The sequence below is a fragment of the Rhizobium sp. NXC14 genome, from assembly GCF_002117485.1.
Lineage (GTDB): Bacteria > Pseudomonadota > Alphaproteobacteria > Rhizobiales > Rhizobiaceae > Rhizobium.
Genome location: NZ_CP021032.1, coordinates 190,297 through 206,080, shown reverse-complemented (window position 1 = coordinate 206,080; position 15,784 = coordinate 190,297). Strand labels below are relative to the sequence as shown.

Genomic DNA, 15,784 nt, shown 5'->3' with positions numbered 1-15,784 from the left:
GGTTGTCGTGCCTGTTGTTATCGTTCTTGCTCTATCTTGCAATGGCTGCAGGGGACAGAAGATAGCTCTGCAGCCGCGCCGCCCGGAAGGTCCAGTTCCGCCAGTCGCTCCGGCGCATCCCGAAATTCCTGGCGAGGTAGTACCGAACCGTCACCGCTTCGCTCCTCCGGTCAATCAGGTGTTCCGGCAGCATACTGAGATAAAGATCGAGCGTCGGAATGACGGAGGGGCCGAGCGAGGAGAGATAAGCAAGGTCGAGCGGCGGGCCTTCCTGGCTGATCTCCTGGCTATGGTAGACATTGAAGCGGGCGATGAATGCCGGGAAATCGATGAAGGCGCTGATGTAGAGAACCGTCGCGAGAGAGGCGAGGTTAGCCGCGATCAGCCACTGGTTGGATCGGTTGAGCAGAATGCGGAGAAGGATGAGCATGAGACCGATGGCGACGAGCCCCATCCACAGACCGGCGGCGACACGCAGTTCGGTCAGCGAATAGGCTTCGACGTAAAGTCCAAGGCGCAGCATCGACGACAGGCAGAGAAGGACGTTTTGAGCGATCCAGGCATGGACAAGGCCGCGGATGAGCGGACTATAATCGCCAGGCCCGCCTCGTCGCATGGAAACGAGGACAAAGCCGGCAGCGAGAAGCGCTGTCGCAATCAGGGGATAGGCGCCGCGATGTGCATATTCAGCATGACTCATGTGATCGGGCAGATCCGCGCCACCCCAGAGATAGACCAGGTCGAGGAGTGTCTGGACGGCAAACACGGCATTGAACAGGACGAGCGACCGCAGCAGCGAAGCGTGGCCGAATGGCGCATTCCTGGCGGGCACAATCATGAACGTCCTGCGGCCTGCGGCCGCGCAGCACGCCGCTTCAATCGAGGCCGCAGCATCGCCCAAACCACAATGGCGGTCATCAACCAGAAGCAGATCCGCCAAGGATCGAGGAACTGCAGCAGAACGCCGAAATCGATGCTCCGCAGCGCAATCTCGATAAGCGGGTTCGCAGCCGCAAAGAGAGACACGAAGACCGCTGCGAGAACGACAGGCATGATCCAGAGACCGATGCCCCGCCGAACGCTGACAAGGGAGAGGCGTCTGCCCGGCGTCGCAAGATATTTCTTGATGCTCTCGACAAGTCGCAAAGGAATGACGAGAGCGAACCGAAGAAATACCGGGGGCAGGGCTGCTAGCCGACGAGGCATCAGTTCGGCGCTCACGAGAGCGACCGTCATCAGCCCACCGACGCAAAAGGCAAGGCCCGTGACTGACGGCGCTTCCAGCAGGGGCGCCGAAGCCAGGACCAGAAAGCCCACGAGAAAAGCTGCCGTCGGAGGCGATGGAGGCTTGCGGGCCGAGAACAGAATGCTGACGCAGACCGCAACAGCAAAGAGAAAAAGGTTGATCCCGGGGGCGTGGCCAAAGATCAGAAAGTCGGCAAGCGCCACCAGCGCAAGCAGCGCGGCGACCCTGCCGCTGCCGCGCCTGATGGGCATCGGTTGTGTCAGGATGTCGGCTGTGTCCATTGGTGCTCCTCTCGCAGACGCCGATTTTCGATCACGATGAGCGTACTTCCCAACCTTCCCTCGGCAGAGGGACCCTCAGTCAGCCACCACCCGTCCTTGCGCAGGCGGTCCGGCAAGGTTGGCGATGTGAGACGCGGCGGGATGTCGGTTTTGCTCATGGCGGGAAGATGCCGCGCCGGATTGCAGATTTTGTGCAGAGAGTGAGGAGCAATTCAGGAGATTGTCCGATCCTGGAGGTCATGGAGGGTCGCTCCAGCTCGCAGCGGCCGTGACGGCGGTTGGGAATTCACCAATCCCTCGGAAGCACGACAACGAACGTCACCGATCGGGTGGTGCTTCTGCCGGTTCCACGGGATGGCAAGTCGAGATCAACTAGGGAAACGGGAAATATTGCCGGTCGGCGAGCGAGGACCTCATCGGTATCGAGGCGCGCGCCTGGCATTATGGAGCAACTCGCAGGCTGTCGCGAATGGTCCGAAGAGTTTGAGCAACAACGCTTGCTCCTCGACATCTATCCGATGGCGAGCGCAGAACTCTGTTACGGACCAGACTTTCGTCAGATCGTCCGTTTCGATTTGCTTGGGTTCGATGTGTTCGGTCAAGGGCGTGTCCTCCGAACATCGAGACTACGCCTGCCGATCTTTTATAAGAACTAGCTAAAAAGGGTTATGTTTGCCAACCTTTGAGGAGCGGCGCATATAAAAAAGCCCGCCGATTGCGCGGCGGGCATCTTATCTCACTGATCTACTGCTGCGGATCAAACACCAACGCCGTCGGGATGAGCGTCCGTGCCGAGGATGTTGAGCGTCACCTTGGCAGTGTCCGTATGGCCTTCGCCGTCAGAGATCTTGTAGTAGCGCAGAACTTCCGTGTAGGTCACGCCTGCATCCAGATCGGCCGTCAGATCATAAGTGAAGGAGCCGTCGGCCTTGACGTGGAACATGCCGTAGGTGCCTTGAACATCGGTAATGGCGTCATTGTGGGCGTCTACCTGCTTGGTCAGGAACTGACGCAGGAACATCTTGCCGTTGTCGCCGGCGATATCGTTATCGAGGACGTTGCCACCGATCGGGCTGCCTTCGGTGAAGCTGTAGACGTCGTCGACAGCAATCGGCTTCACCTGGGTGACGCCCTGGATGTTCAGCGTGAACAGGCCGACATCGGTATGGCCGCTGCCGTCGGAGATCTTGTACGATACCTTTTCCTGGAGCAGCTCGCCGTTGGTGAAGCCGATTTTGGCTGCGTCGCTCAGAACATAAGTATAGCTGCCGTCCGGCTTGACGAAGAACGTGCCGTACTCGCCCTGGATTTCGGTGATCTGGCTCATGCCGCTCTTGGCGCCAACGCTAGCGCCGTCAAATGCACGCAGGAACAGGTGACCGTTCTCGGATGAATCGTTGGAAAGCAGATTTCCGGAAATTACATCGGTTTCTTGAAATGTTGCACTATCATCAGTTGCGTGAATCAGTGAAGCCATTAGTTTCTCCTAAAATTGTTTATCAGCAGGCCAATTTGACCTCAGCGAGCCGCCCCTTTAACAACTTATTAATAGTACAAGTCAATGGGTTATTTAACGCAAGGTTAACATTCGCCTTTAACGTGTGTCTGCTCTTATAAGACGCTTATTACGGTCTCCGTTTCATTCAAATTTGAAGCAATTTCGACCAATTTACACGCGGTAAACTTGAAAGAAGCTCTGCGGCGACTACGCAATGACGGCGCTTTTCTGGCGCTGCTTTATGGTGCCTGCACACCATTGCAATGCCTGACACCCGCACCTATTTTAAGGTCGACCCCCGATCCCATCGGACACTCAAGCGGTGCCGCCTCGTCAACGAGGGCGAAGGATTGGCGGTGTGCGCCAGCCGGAGCGGTATGGGCAATCCCGATAACAAGCGATGATGCCGGCTACGATCGGCAGAGGATTTCTTTCGAACGACGAAGATAGCGACTGCGATTGCGGTCGAAGGCCGGCTACTGCGGGGCGGCATGCCGTCCCAAACTGCGGTGAAGGCATTTCACCGCTTAGCCGCAGCGTATGTAGGCGCCGATCGCCGCGCGGTCCGACCGAAAGTCGATCGACAAATCATTAGCAAGGAGAATCCGACATGCAGGTACTCGTAAGAGACAACAACGTCGACCAGGCCCTCAGGGCCTTGAAGAAGAAGATGCAGCGTGAAGGGCTGTTTCGCGAAATGAAGGAACGGCGCGCCTATGAGAAACCATCCGAACGCCGCGTCCGGGAAAAAGCGCAGGCGATCAGCCGGCAGCGAAAGGCTGCACGCAAGAAGATGCAGCGCGAAGGGCTGCTGGTCGGGCGCAAACGGACCGCCGCCCGTTAGACTCCCGCCCCGTTTCAGCAGTTACATTTCCCGAAAGGATAGACAATGAACGAATTGAATAGCCTCACCGTTTCGGAGGAACGCCTCGAGGATTGCCGCGATGTCGTTGAGCCGGATTTGCAGGATCTGATTCAGCGGGCACTGACGTCGGGCTTTTCGCGAGAGGAAATCCTGATAGCAGTCAGCGAACTGGTCGCAGAAGACTTCGCGACGGTCATGGAAACCCCGAGCGTGCATTGAGGAACGAGCGGTGACCGTGATTGCACAGAAGGATCTCTTTGGCGCGGCCGACGACGGCTTTCCCGAGGGTTTCCGATATAGTCAGGATATTGTGCCCGTCGATCTGCAGCGCTCAGTTCTCGAAGCGATACCGGCCCTGCCGTTGAAAGCCTTCGACTTCCACGGGTTCGAAGGCAAACGCAGAACGGTCTCCTTCGGCTGGAAATACGACTTCGATAGTCAGCGCATGAGAAAAGCAGAGGCGATACCGTCATGGTTGCTCCCCATTCGCGAGATCGCCGCACGCTTCGCGGAAATTGTGCCGGAGGCGCTCGAACATATTCTCGTGACGGAATACGCACCCGGCGCGCCGATCGGCTGGCACAAGGATAAATCTGTGTTCGGCCGCATCGTCGGCATCTCCCTGCTTTCGTCCTGCACCTTTAGGCTGAGGCGCCGGAATGGCGACAAGTGGCAGCGGCGATCGCTCGTGCTTGAACCCGGCTCCGCCTACGTCATGGCCGGCGCCTCAAGAACGCTCTGGGAGCATTCCATCCCGCCTGTCGATCGGCTGCGTTATTCGATCACCTTCCGGGAGTTGGCCACCTAAAACCTCGGGAACATCGGCTCCAGCAGATGGTTACTCCGTCTCGCACAAATGGAGATGACGATGGCCGAGCAGGATGACGCGACGCGGGTATGGGAATTGATCGACCGAATAGGCTTCTGCATGTTGACGACCCGCAACGGCGACAATCTGCGCGCCCGGCCGATGTCCGCCTATAGCGCGCAGCTTGAAAACGCGGTCTATTTTCTGACTGATCTCGCCAGTAACAAGGACGACGAGGTCGCCCGCTGGCCGAACGTCTGCCTGGCCTTTGCCGACACCAAGGCGCAGAAATATCTTTCCGTGGCGGGGACGGCCGAGGTGCAGAACGACCGCGAAAAGATCCGTGAATTGTGGGCAACGCCGGCAAAGGCATGGTGGGACAATCCCGACGATCCCTCCATCCGCATCCTCAAGGTTACCCCGTCTTCGGCTGAATATTGGGACAGCCCCGGCACCATCATCAGCTATATCAAAATGGCGGCCGCAGCGATCACAAACAGCAAACCTGATATGGGCGACAACGCCGAGGTCACGCTCTGACGCTAGGCGCGGAGGCTCGCCGACGGACATCAAACCCAGTTGGCCGATGCCTTGACGAAGTCGATGAATGCCCTGAGCGGCGCAGGCACCAGACGCCGGCCGGGATAATAGAGAAACGGTCCTGAAAAGCGCTGCCACCACGGCTCGAGGACGGGCTCCAGTGCGCCGCTGTCGAAATGCGGACGCAGCCAATCCTCGAAAATGCAGATGATTCCTGTGCCCGCTATCGCCGCGTCGACGGAAAGATCGGTCGCCCCGCCGACCCTGACGATCAATGGGCCGGTCGGTTCGACCCGCACCACCTCGCCGTCCCGCTCATATTCCCATGGCGTCGTCAGCGCACCGCTGGCAAAACGGCCCAACAAACAGGCGTGATCAAGGAGTTCACTCGGATGTCGCGGCCGCCCTCGGCGGTCGAGATAAGCAGGCGATGCCGCGGTGGCAAAGCGCTGGTGGCGCGGACCAATCGGAATCGCGATCATATCCTGCTCCAGCCGCTCGTCATAACGGATGCCGGCGTCACACCCGGCAGCGAGCACGTCGACAAAGCTCTCCTCGGCGACTATCTCCAGGCAAATGTCGGGGTAGGCGGCGAGGAATGGCGGGATGATGGCAGGCAGCACCAGCCGCGCAGCGCTGACCGGCACATTGAGCCGCAGCGAGCCAGCCGGCCTGTCGCGAAAGCGGTTGACCACGTCGAGCGCGGCCTCCACCTCCGTCAAAGCAGGGCCGAGCCGCTCCAGCAGACCCTTGCCCGCTTCGGTCGTAACGACGCTACGCGTCGTCCGATTGAGGAGCCTGACGTCGAGATCAGCCTCCAGGCGACGCACCGCTTCGCTCAAGAAGGAGGCGCTGCTGCCACTGGCACGCGCTGCCTCGCGAAAACCACCCGCCCGCGCCACTGCGACGAAGGCGTTGAGGTCACTCAGGTCTGCTTTCACTGTTCGCCACTCCGCACGGCCCGTGCGCATTGTACCCAATTATCACACGCACCGCCAAGGAGTAAGTTTAATCTCATCTGTTGAAAGGAGCGCGACCATGTCCATCATCCATCAATCCGGCACATTCAATATCGGCGACCGCAAGGTGAGGCGACTTGGCTATGGCGCCATGCAGCTGGCAGGGCCCGGCGTGTTCGGCCCGCCAAAGGATCGCGGCGCCGCTCTGGCGGTGCTGCGCGAGGCGGTCGCATGCGGCGTGAACCATATCGATACCAGCGATTTCTACGGCCCGCACGTGACCAATCAGATCATCCGTGAAGCGCTCCATCCCTATGGCGACGATCTCGTCATCGTCACCAAGGTCGGCGCGCGGCGCGGCGCGGACGGGTCCTGGATTCCGGCCTTCTCGCGCCAGGAACTGACGCAGGCGGTTCACGACAATCTTCGCAACCTCGGCCTCGAGGTGCTTGATGTCGTCAACCTCCGGATCACATTTGACCTGCATAGCCCGGCCGAAGGCTCGATAGAAGCACCCCTGACGGTTCTGGCTGATCTCCAGCGGCAAGGTCTGATCCGTCACATAGGTTTAAGCAACGCCACATCGAAACAGGTCGCCGAAGGCCGCGGGATCACCGAGATCGTCTGTGTGCAAAACCAGTACAATCTGGCGCATCGGAACGACGACCGGCTCATCGACGAGCTCGCCCGTCAGGGCACCGCCTATGTGCCGTTCTTCCCGCTCGGCGGCTTCACGCCGCTGCAATCGTCCACACTCTCCAATGTTGGCGCACGCCTCAGCGCCACGCCGATGCAGGTGGCGCTCGCCTGGCTGTTGCGCCGCGCAGCCAATATCCTGTTGATCCCCGGCACGTCGTCGCTCGGCCATCTCAGGGAGAATCTCGCTGCTGCCGGATTGGTGCTGCCGGATGATGCCGACGAGGAACTGAACCATATGGCTGACATCGCGGCCTGACGGCCGCGGCTGCGGCGGTGCAATCGTTAGGCCGTGTTCTAGCGCGGCGTAACGAGCTTGCCGGACGTGCTGGCGCAATCTGTCGGTCGGCCGCACCTTATTGGCTGCGCCAACCGGCCGGTAAACGAGAGCATCAGGATGGCTTCCGTGTCAGAAGCTCATAAGTCACCAAAGCCGCTGACATCGCCAGAAAAACCACGGCTGCCAAAGGATAATCGGCGCTGGCGTTCGGGTCGGCAAGCTTGGGAAGGCCGATAACACTGCCGGCCGCCAGAATCGCCGAGAGCACAACCTCCTGAACGATTAATCTCCAAAAGCCGGTCATGACCAACCTCCCGTCATCTCCGTATTATCGGCCGAAGGACGCTCAGTCTTTATACCTCACGATGCAGCCGTTGGGAAACACGCGTTGACCGCACGGTCCAGTGACCATGCGGTCTCGGTTTCAACGCTTCGGAAGCCGACTTGTTGCGGCTATGCTTTCAATAGCGCTCAGGCACATACATATCAGCCGGAACCGGCGCCCTGATGTAGTCGGCATGACGGATACGATCCGGCAGCTGAATCTCAGGCTTCGGCACGTCCTCGTAGGGAATCTGATCAAGAAGATGGGCGATGCAGTTCAGCCGCGCCCGCTTCTTGTCGACGGCCTGCACCACCCACCAGGGCGCCTCCTTGGTGTGTGTGCGCGCCAGCATTTCTTCCTTGGCCTTGGTATATTCCTCCCAGTGGATGCGGCTTTCCATGTCCATCGGCGAAAGCTTCCACTGCTTCAGCGGATCGTGGATGCGCATCTTGAAGCGGAATTCCTGTTCCTCGTCGGTGATCGAGAACCAGTATTTGATCAGCACGATGCCGGATCGGACGAGCATCCGTTCGAATTCGGGCACCGAGCGGAAGAACTCCTCGAGTTCGTCAGGAGTGCAGAAGCCCATCACGCGCTCGACGCCGGCGCGGTTGTACCAGCTGCGGTCGAAGAGCACGATCTCGCCGGCGGTGGGAAGATGCGGGACATAACGCTGGAAATACCATTGATGGCGCTCCCGTTCGGTCGGCGCAGGCAGTGCCACTGTGCGGCAGACGCGCGGGTTGAGCCTTTGGGTTACGCGCTTGATCGCGCCACCCTTGCCGGCCGAATCCCGGCCTTCGAAAAGCACGACGACCTTCAGCTTCTTGTACTGAACCCAATCCTGCAGCCGAACCAGTTCGTGCTGCAGTCGGAAAAGCTCGCGGAAATAGATCTTCCGATCGAGCGTCTGCTCCGCCGGTTCCGTCATTCCTTCGACGACCAGATCGTCCAGCCGGTCTTCCTCCAGCTGCATTTCCAGCTCCTCATCGAAGCTGTCGGCGATTTCGGCCTTTATCCGGCTGAGCTGGTCCTGATGTGTTTTAGACATGGGCTTTCCCTTCCTGCTCAGTTGACAGGAGCATGTCACTGCAAAGTTAGTGTGACGGTTGGATAACCCACAGCTCGTTCACTTGTTCGCCTCTTTCGCCACTCCACATGCCGGCGAACTTTTTAGACGCCGCCTACACGAGATGGAGGCGTGCCTAGAGCAGTCCCGTTCGGTAGTGGTCGACAAGGTTGCGGCAGGCGCGGATGGTCAGCGCCATGACGGTGAGCGTCGTGCCAGCGATGCCGCTGCCCGGAAAGGCGCTGGCGTCGGTGACGATGACGTTCGGAGCATCCCACAGTTGATTGTAGGGATTGAGCACTGAAGCTTCCGGGCTTTCGCCCATGCGCGCACCGCCGGTTTCATGGATTGCTGCGCCCATGCACATGGTCTTGCGGAACCATGTGCGGAACATGAAGCGGCTGAAGGCATCGGCGTCGGGAAAGGCGCCTCTGCCCATCTCCTTGAGGCCGGTGGGCGATCCGATGAATTCAAGATCGCCGCCGACCTCTTTGACCATGGCGATCAACGTCTCCTCCTGCCGGCGGAGCAGCCGCCGCTCCTCCTCCTGCATGACGCAGCGAATGTGTGGCACCGGAATGTTCCAGGCGTCCTTGCGCTTGCCATCGAGGGTGATGCGATTATCGGCATAGGGCAGCATGCGGCCGAAGCCGAAGAAGGCGAGACGCGCATCGGCATCCTCTGAAACCGGCGCCCTGCCGATGCTGCCCTGATAGTCGAAATCGCCGCGGGCGGCGTCACCCTCGTCGAAACGCGGGATGAAGATGCCACCCGACGGATTGTAGAAGGGATCGACAGGAGCGGAATCGTCGACGGCCCAACCCTTCGCCTTGGGAAAGGAGCCAAAGGCAAGGCATGGAAGCTGATCCATGAAATAGCGCCCGAGCGCGCCCGAGCTGTTTCCGAGCCCGTCAGGATGTCTTGCCGATACCGAGTTCAGCAGCAGCCGCACGCTCTCGATCGGCGAGGCCGCAAGCACGATTGTCGCGGCGCGAGCCGTCGAAACCTTGCCCGTGTTGCGATCGATGAATTCCGCACCGGTGGCGCGGCCGGTTTTTTCGTCGGTGGTGATGCGACGCACGACGGCGTCATAACGGACCGTCAGCCGGCCGGTCGCCTTTGCGTCCCGCAGCGGTCGCGGCATGCGTTCTGCGTCGGGCGCTATATAGCGCCAGGAGATGACGCGCCGGTCCGGCCAGCGGCTTTCTACAGCCTGCTTGAATATCTGCTCGGCGGGCGTGAGGCTTGCCGGCTTCGCATAGACGCCGTCCGGCAAGGTCGGCACATCGTCCTTGTTGCCGTAGAGCTCGAGATAGGCCTCGACTTCGCCATAGAAGGGCGCAAGCTCGTCATAGGAGATCGGCCAGTCCACGCCCTTTCCGGTGCGCGATCGGATCTTGAAATCATCGTCGGTCCAGCGCAGCAGCACGCGGCCGAAACTGTGCAGGCGCCCGCCGCCCTGGCGGCCGCGGATCCAGAGAAAGGGCTCGTTCTTCGGCGTCGTATAGGGGTTCTTGCGATCGTTGACGAAGAAGTGGCTGAAGCGCTCGGTAAAGAAGGCCGCCCGCGCCTGGATCGGCTGGCCCTTCAGGGTGGCGCGCGCACGCTCCCATATATTGATGCTGCTTGCCGGCGCCTTCTTGCGTGCCGGGTTGAAATCCCTGGGGCCGACGGCCGGCCCAGCCTCGAGCAGCAGCACCGACAGGCCCTTGGCCGTCAGCTCTTTGACCGCGAAGGAACCCGCCGCGCCGGAGCCGATCACCAGCGCATCATAAATGATCTCAGACATGTCTTTTCAAATCCTGTCCTGGAGCAATTCCTCAATGCAGCGCAAAGCACATCCGAAATTGCGGGAAAGCAAAGGAATGGCGCGTCAAAGCCGCGATCCATCGGCAGCGAAGAGTGACGCCTTGGTGATATCAAGGCCCGGAGCCATGGCATCGCCGGGCTTGAAGTCGACGTCGCCCATGAAACGAAGGGAGAGACTGTGCTCCGCCCAGTCGAACCAGACGATGGCATCCGAACCCATCGGCTCGACGACGGAAACACGGCCAGCAATCGTGGGAAGCCCGCTTGCCGCCCCGTCGAGCACAAGGTGCTCAGGGCGAAAGCCTAACGTAACAGGTCCTTCCACGGCAGCCGTGCGAAAGGTATAGTCGGTGAGGTCGACGGTTAGGCCGTTGCTTCTGAAGACGGGTGCTCCGCCGCCGCGCTCGATCCGGCCCTCGACGAAATTCATCGCCGGAGCACCGATGAAGCCGGCGACGAAGAGATTGGCCGGACGGCGGTAGATCTCGGCCGGCGAAGCAAGCTGCTGGATCACGCCGTCGCGCATGATGGCGATGCGGTCGGCGAGCGTCAGGGCCTCGACCTGATCGTGGGTCACGTAAATCATGGTGTTGCCGAGGCTTTGATGCAGCTTCTTGATCTCGACGCGCAATTCGTTGCGCAGCTTGGCGTCGAGATTCGACAGCGGCTCGTCGAAGAGGAACATATCCACTTCTCGCACCAGTGCCCGGCCGATGGCGACGCGCTGCCGCTGGCCGCCGGACAGCTCGGCAGGACGCCGGTCGAGCAATGTGTCGAGATGGAGGAGCGCGGCCGTGCGGGCGACGCGTGCCTCGATCTCGGCCTTTGGCAGGCCTGCGACGCGAAGCCCGAAGGAGAGGTTCTTGCGGACCGACATGCGCGGGTAGAGTGCGTAGGACTGGAAGACCATGCCGATGCCACGGTCCTTCGGCTCCTCCCAGCTGACATTCTTGCCCGAGATCCAGATTTCGCCTGCAGTAATGTCCTGCAACCCGGCGATGGCGTTCAGAAGCGTGGACTTGCCGCAGCCCGAAGGGCCGAGCAGCACCAGGAATTCGCGCGGCGCGATGTCGATCGACATCTTCTCGATCACTGTATGGTCGCCATAGGCGATCTTCAGATCCTTGACGGAGACAGCAGATTGCATGGAATACGTTACCCCTTGACTGCGCCGGCGGCGATGCCGCGCACGAACCAGCGGCCGGACAGGAAATAGATGGCGAGCGGAACGATGGCGGTCAGGATCGTCGCCGCCATGTTCACGTTATAGGTGCGCTCGCCCATCGTGGTGTTGACGATGTTGTTGAGCTGCACGGTCATCGGCAGGTTGTCCCGGCCGGCGAAGACGAGGCCAAGCAGGAAGTCGTTCCAGATGCCGGTGAATTGCAGCATCGAAACCACGACCACCATCGGCACGGCGATCGGCAGCATGATCTCGAAGAAGATGCGCCAGAAGCCGGCGCCGTCGACGCGCGCCGCCTTGCAGAGCTCCTCCGGCACGCTGACGAAATAGTTGCGGAAAAGCAGCGTCACCAGCGGCAGTCCGAAGATGACATGGACGAGAATGATGCCGGCGAGCGAATTATAGAGACCGATATTCGCCATGGCGCGAACCATCGGATAGAGGAAGATCTGATAGGGGATCAGACCACCGGCCATCAGCAGGCCGAAGAGCGCATTTGCCCCACGCGGCCGCCAGAGCGACAGCGCATAGCCGTTGACGGCGCCGATGAAGACCGAGAGCGCGACGGATGGAACGGTGATCGCCACCGAATTCCAGAAGCCGCTACGAATGCCGACGCAGACGGTTCCCATGCAGGCGCCCGACCAGGCGGTCACCCAGGCGGAGAAATCGAGCGTGGCAGGCAGGGCAAAGATCTGCCCGAGCCGGATTTCGTCCATCGACTTCAGCGAAGTGACGACCATCGTATAGAGCGGCAGAAGGAAGAAAAGCGCAGCGCCGACCAAGAAGGTATAAAGGCCGATGCGTCCCGCCGTGATCCGTGCCGGCTTCGGCCCATTCGGGTGAGGCTGGTTCATCACGCCCCTCCCTTTGCCTGGTTGCGCATGTGCATCGCGTAACGGAACGGCGCGACTGCGATGACGACGCCGAGGACGAGCACCGTCGCGCCTGCTGTGGCAAGGCCGAGGTTCTGGCGCCCGAACAGATTGTCCATGATGAATTTCGCCGGCACTTCGGTCGCATTGCCGGGGCCGCCATTGGTCATGGCGACGACGATGTCGTAGGTCTTGATCACGCCCATGGCGAGCAGCATGCCGGCAGCGGCGAGCGCCGGCCCGAGCTGGGGCAGAATGATGGAGACATAGATGCGCCAGACGGGAATGCCGTCGATGCGCGCCGCCTTCCATTGCTCGGCCTCGATGCCACGTATGCCGGCAAGGGCAATCACCATGACGAGCCCCGCGCCCTGCCAGACGCCGGCGAGCACCAGCGCATAGATCGCCATGTCGCGATTGACCACCCAGTCGAGGACGAAGCTTTCCCAGCCAAGCGAACGCACACTCGCCTGAATGCCGAGTGTCGGATTGAGCATCCATTGCCAGATCAGCCCCGTCACCACGAAGGACATGGCGTAGGGATAGAGGAAGATCGCCCTGAAGGCGCTTTCGAAGCGGATCTTGCGGTCCAGTGCTGCGGCCAGCAAGAAGCCGAGCACCAGACAGCCGGCCACATAGAGGACGCCGAAGATCAAGACGTTTTGCAGCGAGGCGAGCCATTTGGCGGAAGCGAAGAGCTTCGCATACTGTGCAAAGCCGACATAGGTCGAGGACGGAAAGAGTGTGGAGTTGGTGAAGGACAGCCGGATCGACCAGGCCATGGTACCGATGAAGACCACGACCGCGGCGAACCAAGTCGGCAAGAGGGCGATGGTGGCGGAAAGATTACGCTTGCGTTTGACGGACATCGGCCAACTCTTTGACGGATGGAAAGCGAAACTCCGCCGCCGCGTAGCACGCGGCGGCCGGCAGCCGTGGCGGTCAGGGTCGGTCTGACGCCACGGGCACGATCCTACTCGAAGATGGCGAAGAAGTTTTCGGCAGCGGTCCCCGCGTCGTTCGAACCGCCGCTCCAATATTCGTCGACGAAATCGTCGAGCGCGCCGACCTGCTGGGGCGTGAGCACGATCGCCTGATCCGGCACAATGGCGCCGGCGCTCATCAGCTCTAGACCCTTTTGGGCGCAGGCATCGAGTTTCGACTTGTCGACATCGGAGCGCATCGGAACCGAGCCCTTCTTGAGGGCGAATTCGACCTGGACGGTCGGGTCCATGACGACCTCGGCGAGAAGCTTCTGCGCCTTGTCGGTCTGGGCGTTGCCGGTCTTCGGGAACCAGAGGGCGTCGGCGATATAGACCATGCCCTTGGATTCAGGAGCGATCATGCAGCCATAATCCTTGCCCGGCTCCTGGCCGGCAACTGTGAATTCGCCCTTGGCCCAATCGCCCATGAACTGCACGCCGGCCTTGTCCGTGATCAGCATGGCGGTTGCGTCGTTCCAGTTGCGGCCGGCCGCACCCGCATCGACATAGCCGCGCAGCCTGCCGAGGATTTCCAGCGTCTTCTTCACGCCCTCGACGGAGGCTTCGCCTTTGTCCTTGTCGGCGTAGATCTTCAGGAAACCGTCGGTCCCGACCTGGGAGAGCAGGATCATGTTGAAGACCTTGGTCTGCTGCCAGGGCTGGCCGCCCCAGGCGACCGGGATGATACCGGCGGCCTTGAGCTTGTCGAGATCGGCGAAAAACTCGTCCCAGCTCTTCGGTTCCTGCGAAATACCGGCCTTGCTGAAGGCTTCCTTGGAATAGAAGACCCAGCTTTCGCCATGAGCACCTGTTGGAGCGAGATAGACCTTGCCATCATAGGAAATGAGGTCATGGATCGATTTCGGCAGGGCATCGGTCCATTTGCCGGCGGCGGCTACGTCGTCTATTGGATTGAACAGGCCCTGGCTGACGAAATCGGCGGCGGCAAGACCGATGACGCCCTGCTTGGCGCCCGGCGCGTCACCGGCAACGATGCGGTTCTGGAAGGCGGCATCGGCCGCGCCGAAACCGGCGATCGAGGAATCCTTCCAGACGCCGCCGCGCTTTTCGAATTCGCTTCTGATGACGTTCAGGGCCGCGGCTTCGCCGCCCGACGTCCAGGAGGACATGATCTCGATCGTCGGCTTGTCCTCGGCATGCGCCGCGGCGAAGAAACCGGCGAAAGCCACGCCGGCAAGAAAAAGCTTCATCATGGTCTTCATTGTTCCACCTCTTGAAAATGCCCTCTTGGCGGGGCGTTTATTGTCTTCGAAATGATATCAGCGGTAGATCGGCAGGAGCGCCTGCCGGACGAGCGTGAGCCCGTTGGCAATGTCGCGGACCGGATCCGGCGCGGCATCGAGTTCTAGGATCGCCCAGCCTTCATAGGCCCGGTCGCGCAGCAGCCGGATCCAGGCCGGCCAGTCGACCCGTCCGAGGCCGAAGCCGCAGAAATAGGGCTGATGGCGTTCGTGGATGTGCTTGTCGATCGGGGTGTCGGCAGGCATCGGACCCATCGCATCCTTCCAGTGAGCGATGATCATCCGCTCGTGATGGCGATCGACGAGCTGAACGGGGTCGGAGCCGGCAACGATGATATGGGCCGTGTCGGGGCACATATGCACATAGGCCGGATCGGTCAGCAGCATCATCAGGTCGACGTCGCGCGCGCTGGCAAAGACCGAATGCGCCTCAGTGTGCAGCGCAAGCCGCACGCCCCTGGCATAAAGGGTCGCGCCGAGCCGGTTCAAGAAATCGGCGATTGATTTGGCACGGTCGAAACCGTGGAACTGCACCGGCTGGGCGCCAAGGGTCTGGCGTAAGGGCGCACCGATCACCATGATGTCGCTGCCGCAGGTCTTCAGGAAATCGGCATAGCGTTCCGCCTTGTCGATCAGCGCGCGCTGGGCTTCAGGCTCGGTAAAGTCTCCGGCTGCCTCGAGCTCTGCGAAGAAGCCGCTGCAAAGCGTCAGCCCGCGCCTTGCCAGTTCGGCGGCAAAGCCGTCAATCGAACCATAGGTCTTGATCGCGTCCTGCCAGTTGAAGGGAGAGAAGGTCAACTCGACACCGGTGACGCCGGAAGCCTGGACGCTGTCGAGGATCTTGTCCCAGAAGGCACGCGGCGCGGCGCGTGCATGGTCGACAATCGCATCATGGCTGCCGACGCCCCAGAAGCCGGGATGGAAGAACGTCACGAGATCGACGCCGAAGCGTAGTCTGTCGTCAGTGGCCATAACCTATCCATTCTCAAGGCACGATCCATCTGCATGCGAAACAGCGGCTACGCATTCAATAAATCATGCATTTTCAAAGCATTAAAAACGGCAATCGTTTGCCATGCCCAAATGATAGCCAGGCTGGTTTTTT

The 15,784-nt window shown here is 60.6% G+C and carries 16 protein-coding genes and 1 pseudogene; 5 read left to right on the top strand and 12 right to left on the bottom strand.

Translation table 11 applies throughout. From position 1 onward, the window contains the following. Nucleotides 1–31 precede the first annotated feature (31 nt). The 3 genes and pseudogenes from NXC14_RS25265 to NXC14_RS25250 all read right to left on the bottom strand — a co-directional run bounded on the left by NXC14_RS25265 (nucleotide 32) and on the right by NXC14_RS25250 (nucleotide 3,004). Nucleotides 32–1,527, bottom strand: a pseudogene (locus NXC14_RS25265) (DUF4173 domain-containing protein). A gap of 413 nt (nucleotides 1,528–1,940) precedes the next feature. Next, nucleotides 1,941–2,129, bottom strand: a complete 189-nt coding sequence (locus NXC14_RS25255; protein WP_020922905.1) for a hypothetical protein — start codon at nucleotides 2,127–2,129, stop codon at nucleotides 1,941–1,943. Nucleotides 2,130–2,284: 155 nt separating this feature from the next. Then, nucleotides 2,285–3,004 carry an Ig-like domain-containing protein gene (locus tag NXC14_RS25250; RefSeq protein WP_085780771.1) on the bottom strand — a complete coding sequence of 240 codons (720 nt, stop codon included), beginning with the start codon at nucleotides 3,002–3,004 and terminating at the stop codon, nucleotides 2,285–2,287. Nucleotides 3,005–3,635: 631 nt separating this feature from the next. Between NXC14_RS25250 and rpsU the strand changes: the two genes are divergently transcribed. From rpsU to NXC14_RS25230, 4 genes are read left to right on the top strand one after another with little or no spacing between them, the layout of a single operon-like run. Beyond that, nucleotides 3,636–3,869, top strand: coding sequence for a 30S ribosomal protein S21 (gene rpsU, locus NXC14_RS25245; protein WP_011427834.1), 234 nt, complete (start codon nucleotides 3,636–3,638; stop codon nucleotides 3,867–3,869). A gap of 45 nt (nucleotides 3,870–3,914) precedes the next feature. Further along, nucleotides 3,915–4,109: a hypothetical protein gene (locus tag NXC14_RS25240; RefSeq protein ID WP_085780770.1), complete on the top strand. Its 195-nt coding sequence runs from the start codon at nucleotides 3,915–3,917 to the stop codon at nucleotides 4,107–4,109. 10 nt (nucleotides 4,110–4,119) lie between these two features. After that, nucleotides 4,120–4,698, top strand: coding sequence for an alpha-ketoglutarate-dependent dioxygenase AlkB (locus NXC14_RS25235; protein WP_085780769.1), 579 nt, complete (start codon nucleotides 4,120–4,122; stop codon nucleotides 4,696–4,698). 60 nt (nucleotides 4,699–4,758) lie between these two features. Beyond that, nucleotides 4,759–5,238: a pyridoxamine 5'-phosphate oxidase family protein gene (locus NXC14_RS25230; protein WP_085780768.1), complete on the top strand. Its 480-nt coding sequence runs from the start codon at nucleotides 4,759–4,761 to the stop codon at nucleotides 5,236–5,238. A gap of 29 nt (nucleotides 5,239–5,267) precedes the next feature. Here NXC14_RS25230 and NXC14_RS25225 read toward each other — a convergent pair whose 3' ends face one another. Beyond that, nucleotides 5,268–6,179: a LysR family transcriptional regulator gene (locus NXC14_RS25225; protein WP_085780767.1), complete on the bottom strand. Its 912-nt coding sequence runs from the start codon at nucleotides 6,177–6,179 to the stop codon at nucleotides 5,268–5,270. A 97-nt stretch (nucleotides 6,180–6,276) separates the two neighbouring features. Between NXC14_RS25225 and NXC14_RS25220 the strand changes: the two genes are divergently transcribed. Then, entirely contained in the window at nucleotides 6,277–7,152 is an 876-nt protein-coding gene (locus NXC14_RS25220) for an aldo/keto reductase family oxidoreductase (RefSeq protein ID WP_085780766.1), read from the top strand. Between the two features lie 133 nt (nucleotides 7,153–7,285). Here NXC14_RS25220 and NXC14_RS25215 read toward each other — a convergent pair whose 3' ends face one another. From NXC14_RS25215 to NXC14_RS25180, 8 genes are all read right to left on the bottom strand, one after another. Beyond that, a complete protein-coding gene (locus tag NXC14_RS25215) occupies nucleotides 7,286–7,477 on the bottom strand; it encodes a hypothetical protein (protein WP_085780765.1) in 192 nt (63 codons plus the stop codon). Between the two features lie 157 nt (nucleotides 7,478–7,634). Further along, the gene (ppk2, locus tag NXC14_RS25210) at nucleotides 7,635–8,549 is read right to left on the bottom strand and encodes a polyphosphate kinase 2 (RefSeq protein WP_085780764.1); all 915 of its coding nucleotides are present in this window, start codon (nucleotides 8,547–8,549) and stop codon (nucleotides 7,635–7,637) included. A 154-nt stretch (nucleotides 8,550–8,703) separates the two neighbouring features. Beyond that, nucleotides 8,704–10,356: a GMC family oxidoreductase gene (locus NXC14_RS25205; protein ID WP_085780763.1), complete on the bottom strand. Its 1,653-nt coding sequence runs from the start codon at nucleotides 10,354–10,356 to the stop codon at nucleotides 8,704–8,706. 84 nt (nucleotides 10,357–10,440) lie between these two features. After that, the gene (locus NXC14_RS25200; protein WP_085780762.1) at nucleotides 10,441–11,523 is read right to left on the bottom strand and encodes an ATP-binding cassette domain-containing protein; all 1,083 of its coding nucleotides are present in this window, start codon (nucleotides 11,521–11,523) and stop codon (nucleotides 10,441–10,443) included. Between the two features lie 8 nt (nucleotides 11,524–11,531). Beyond that, nucleotides 11,532–12,416, bottom strand: coding sequence for a carbohydrate ABC transporter permease (locus tag NXC14_RS25195; protein ID WP_085780761.1), 885 nt, complete (start codon nucleotides 12,414–12,416; stop codon nucleotides 11,532–11,534). Next, nucleotides 12,416–13,303 carry a sugar ABC transporter permease gene (locus NXC14_RS25190; RefSeq protein WP_085780760.1) on the bottom strand — a complete coding sequence of 296 codons (888 nt, stop codon included), beginning with the start codon at nucleotides 13,301–13,303 and terminating at the stop codon, nucleotides 12,416–12,418. The genes NXC14_RS25195 and NXC14_RS25190 overlap by 1 nt, the downstream gene beginning before the upstream one ends. 104 nt (nucleotides 13,304–13,407) lie before the next feature. Next, complete coding sequence (locus NXC14_RS25185; protein WP_085780759.1) at nucleotides 13,408–14,640, bottom strand: ABC transporter substrate-binding protein; 1,233 nt, start codon at nucleotides 14,638–14,640, stop codon at nucleotides 13,408–13,410. A 57-nt stretch (nucleotides 14,641–14,697) separates the two neighbouring features. Further along, nucleotides 14,698–15,651: a sugar phosphate isomerase/epimerase gene (locus tag NXC14_RS25180; protein WP_085780758.1), complete on the bottom strand. Its 954-nt coding sequence runs from the start codon at nucleotides 15,649–15,651 to the stop codon at nucleotides 14,698–14,700. Between the last annotated feature and the right edge of the window lie 133 nt (nucleotides 15,652–15,784).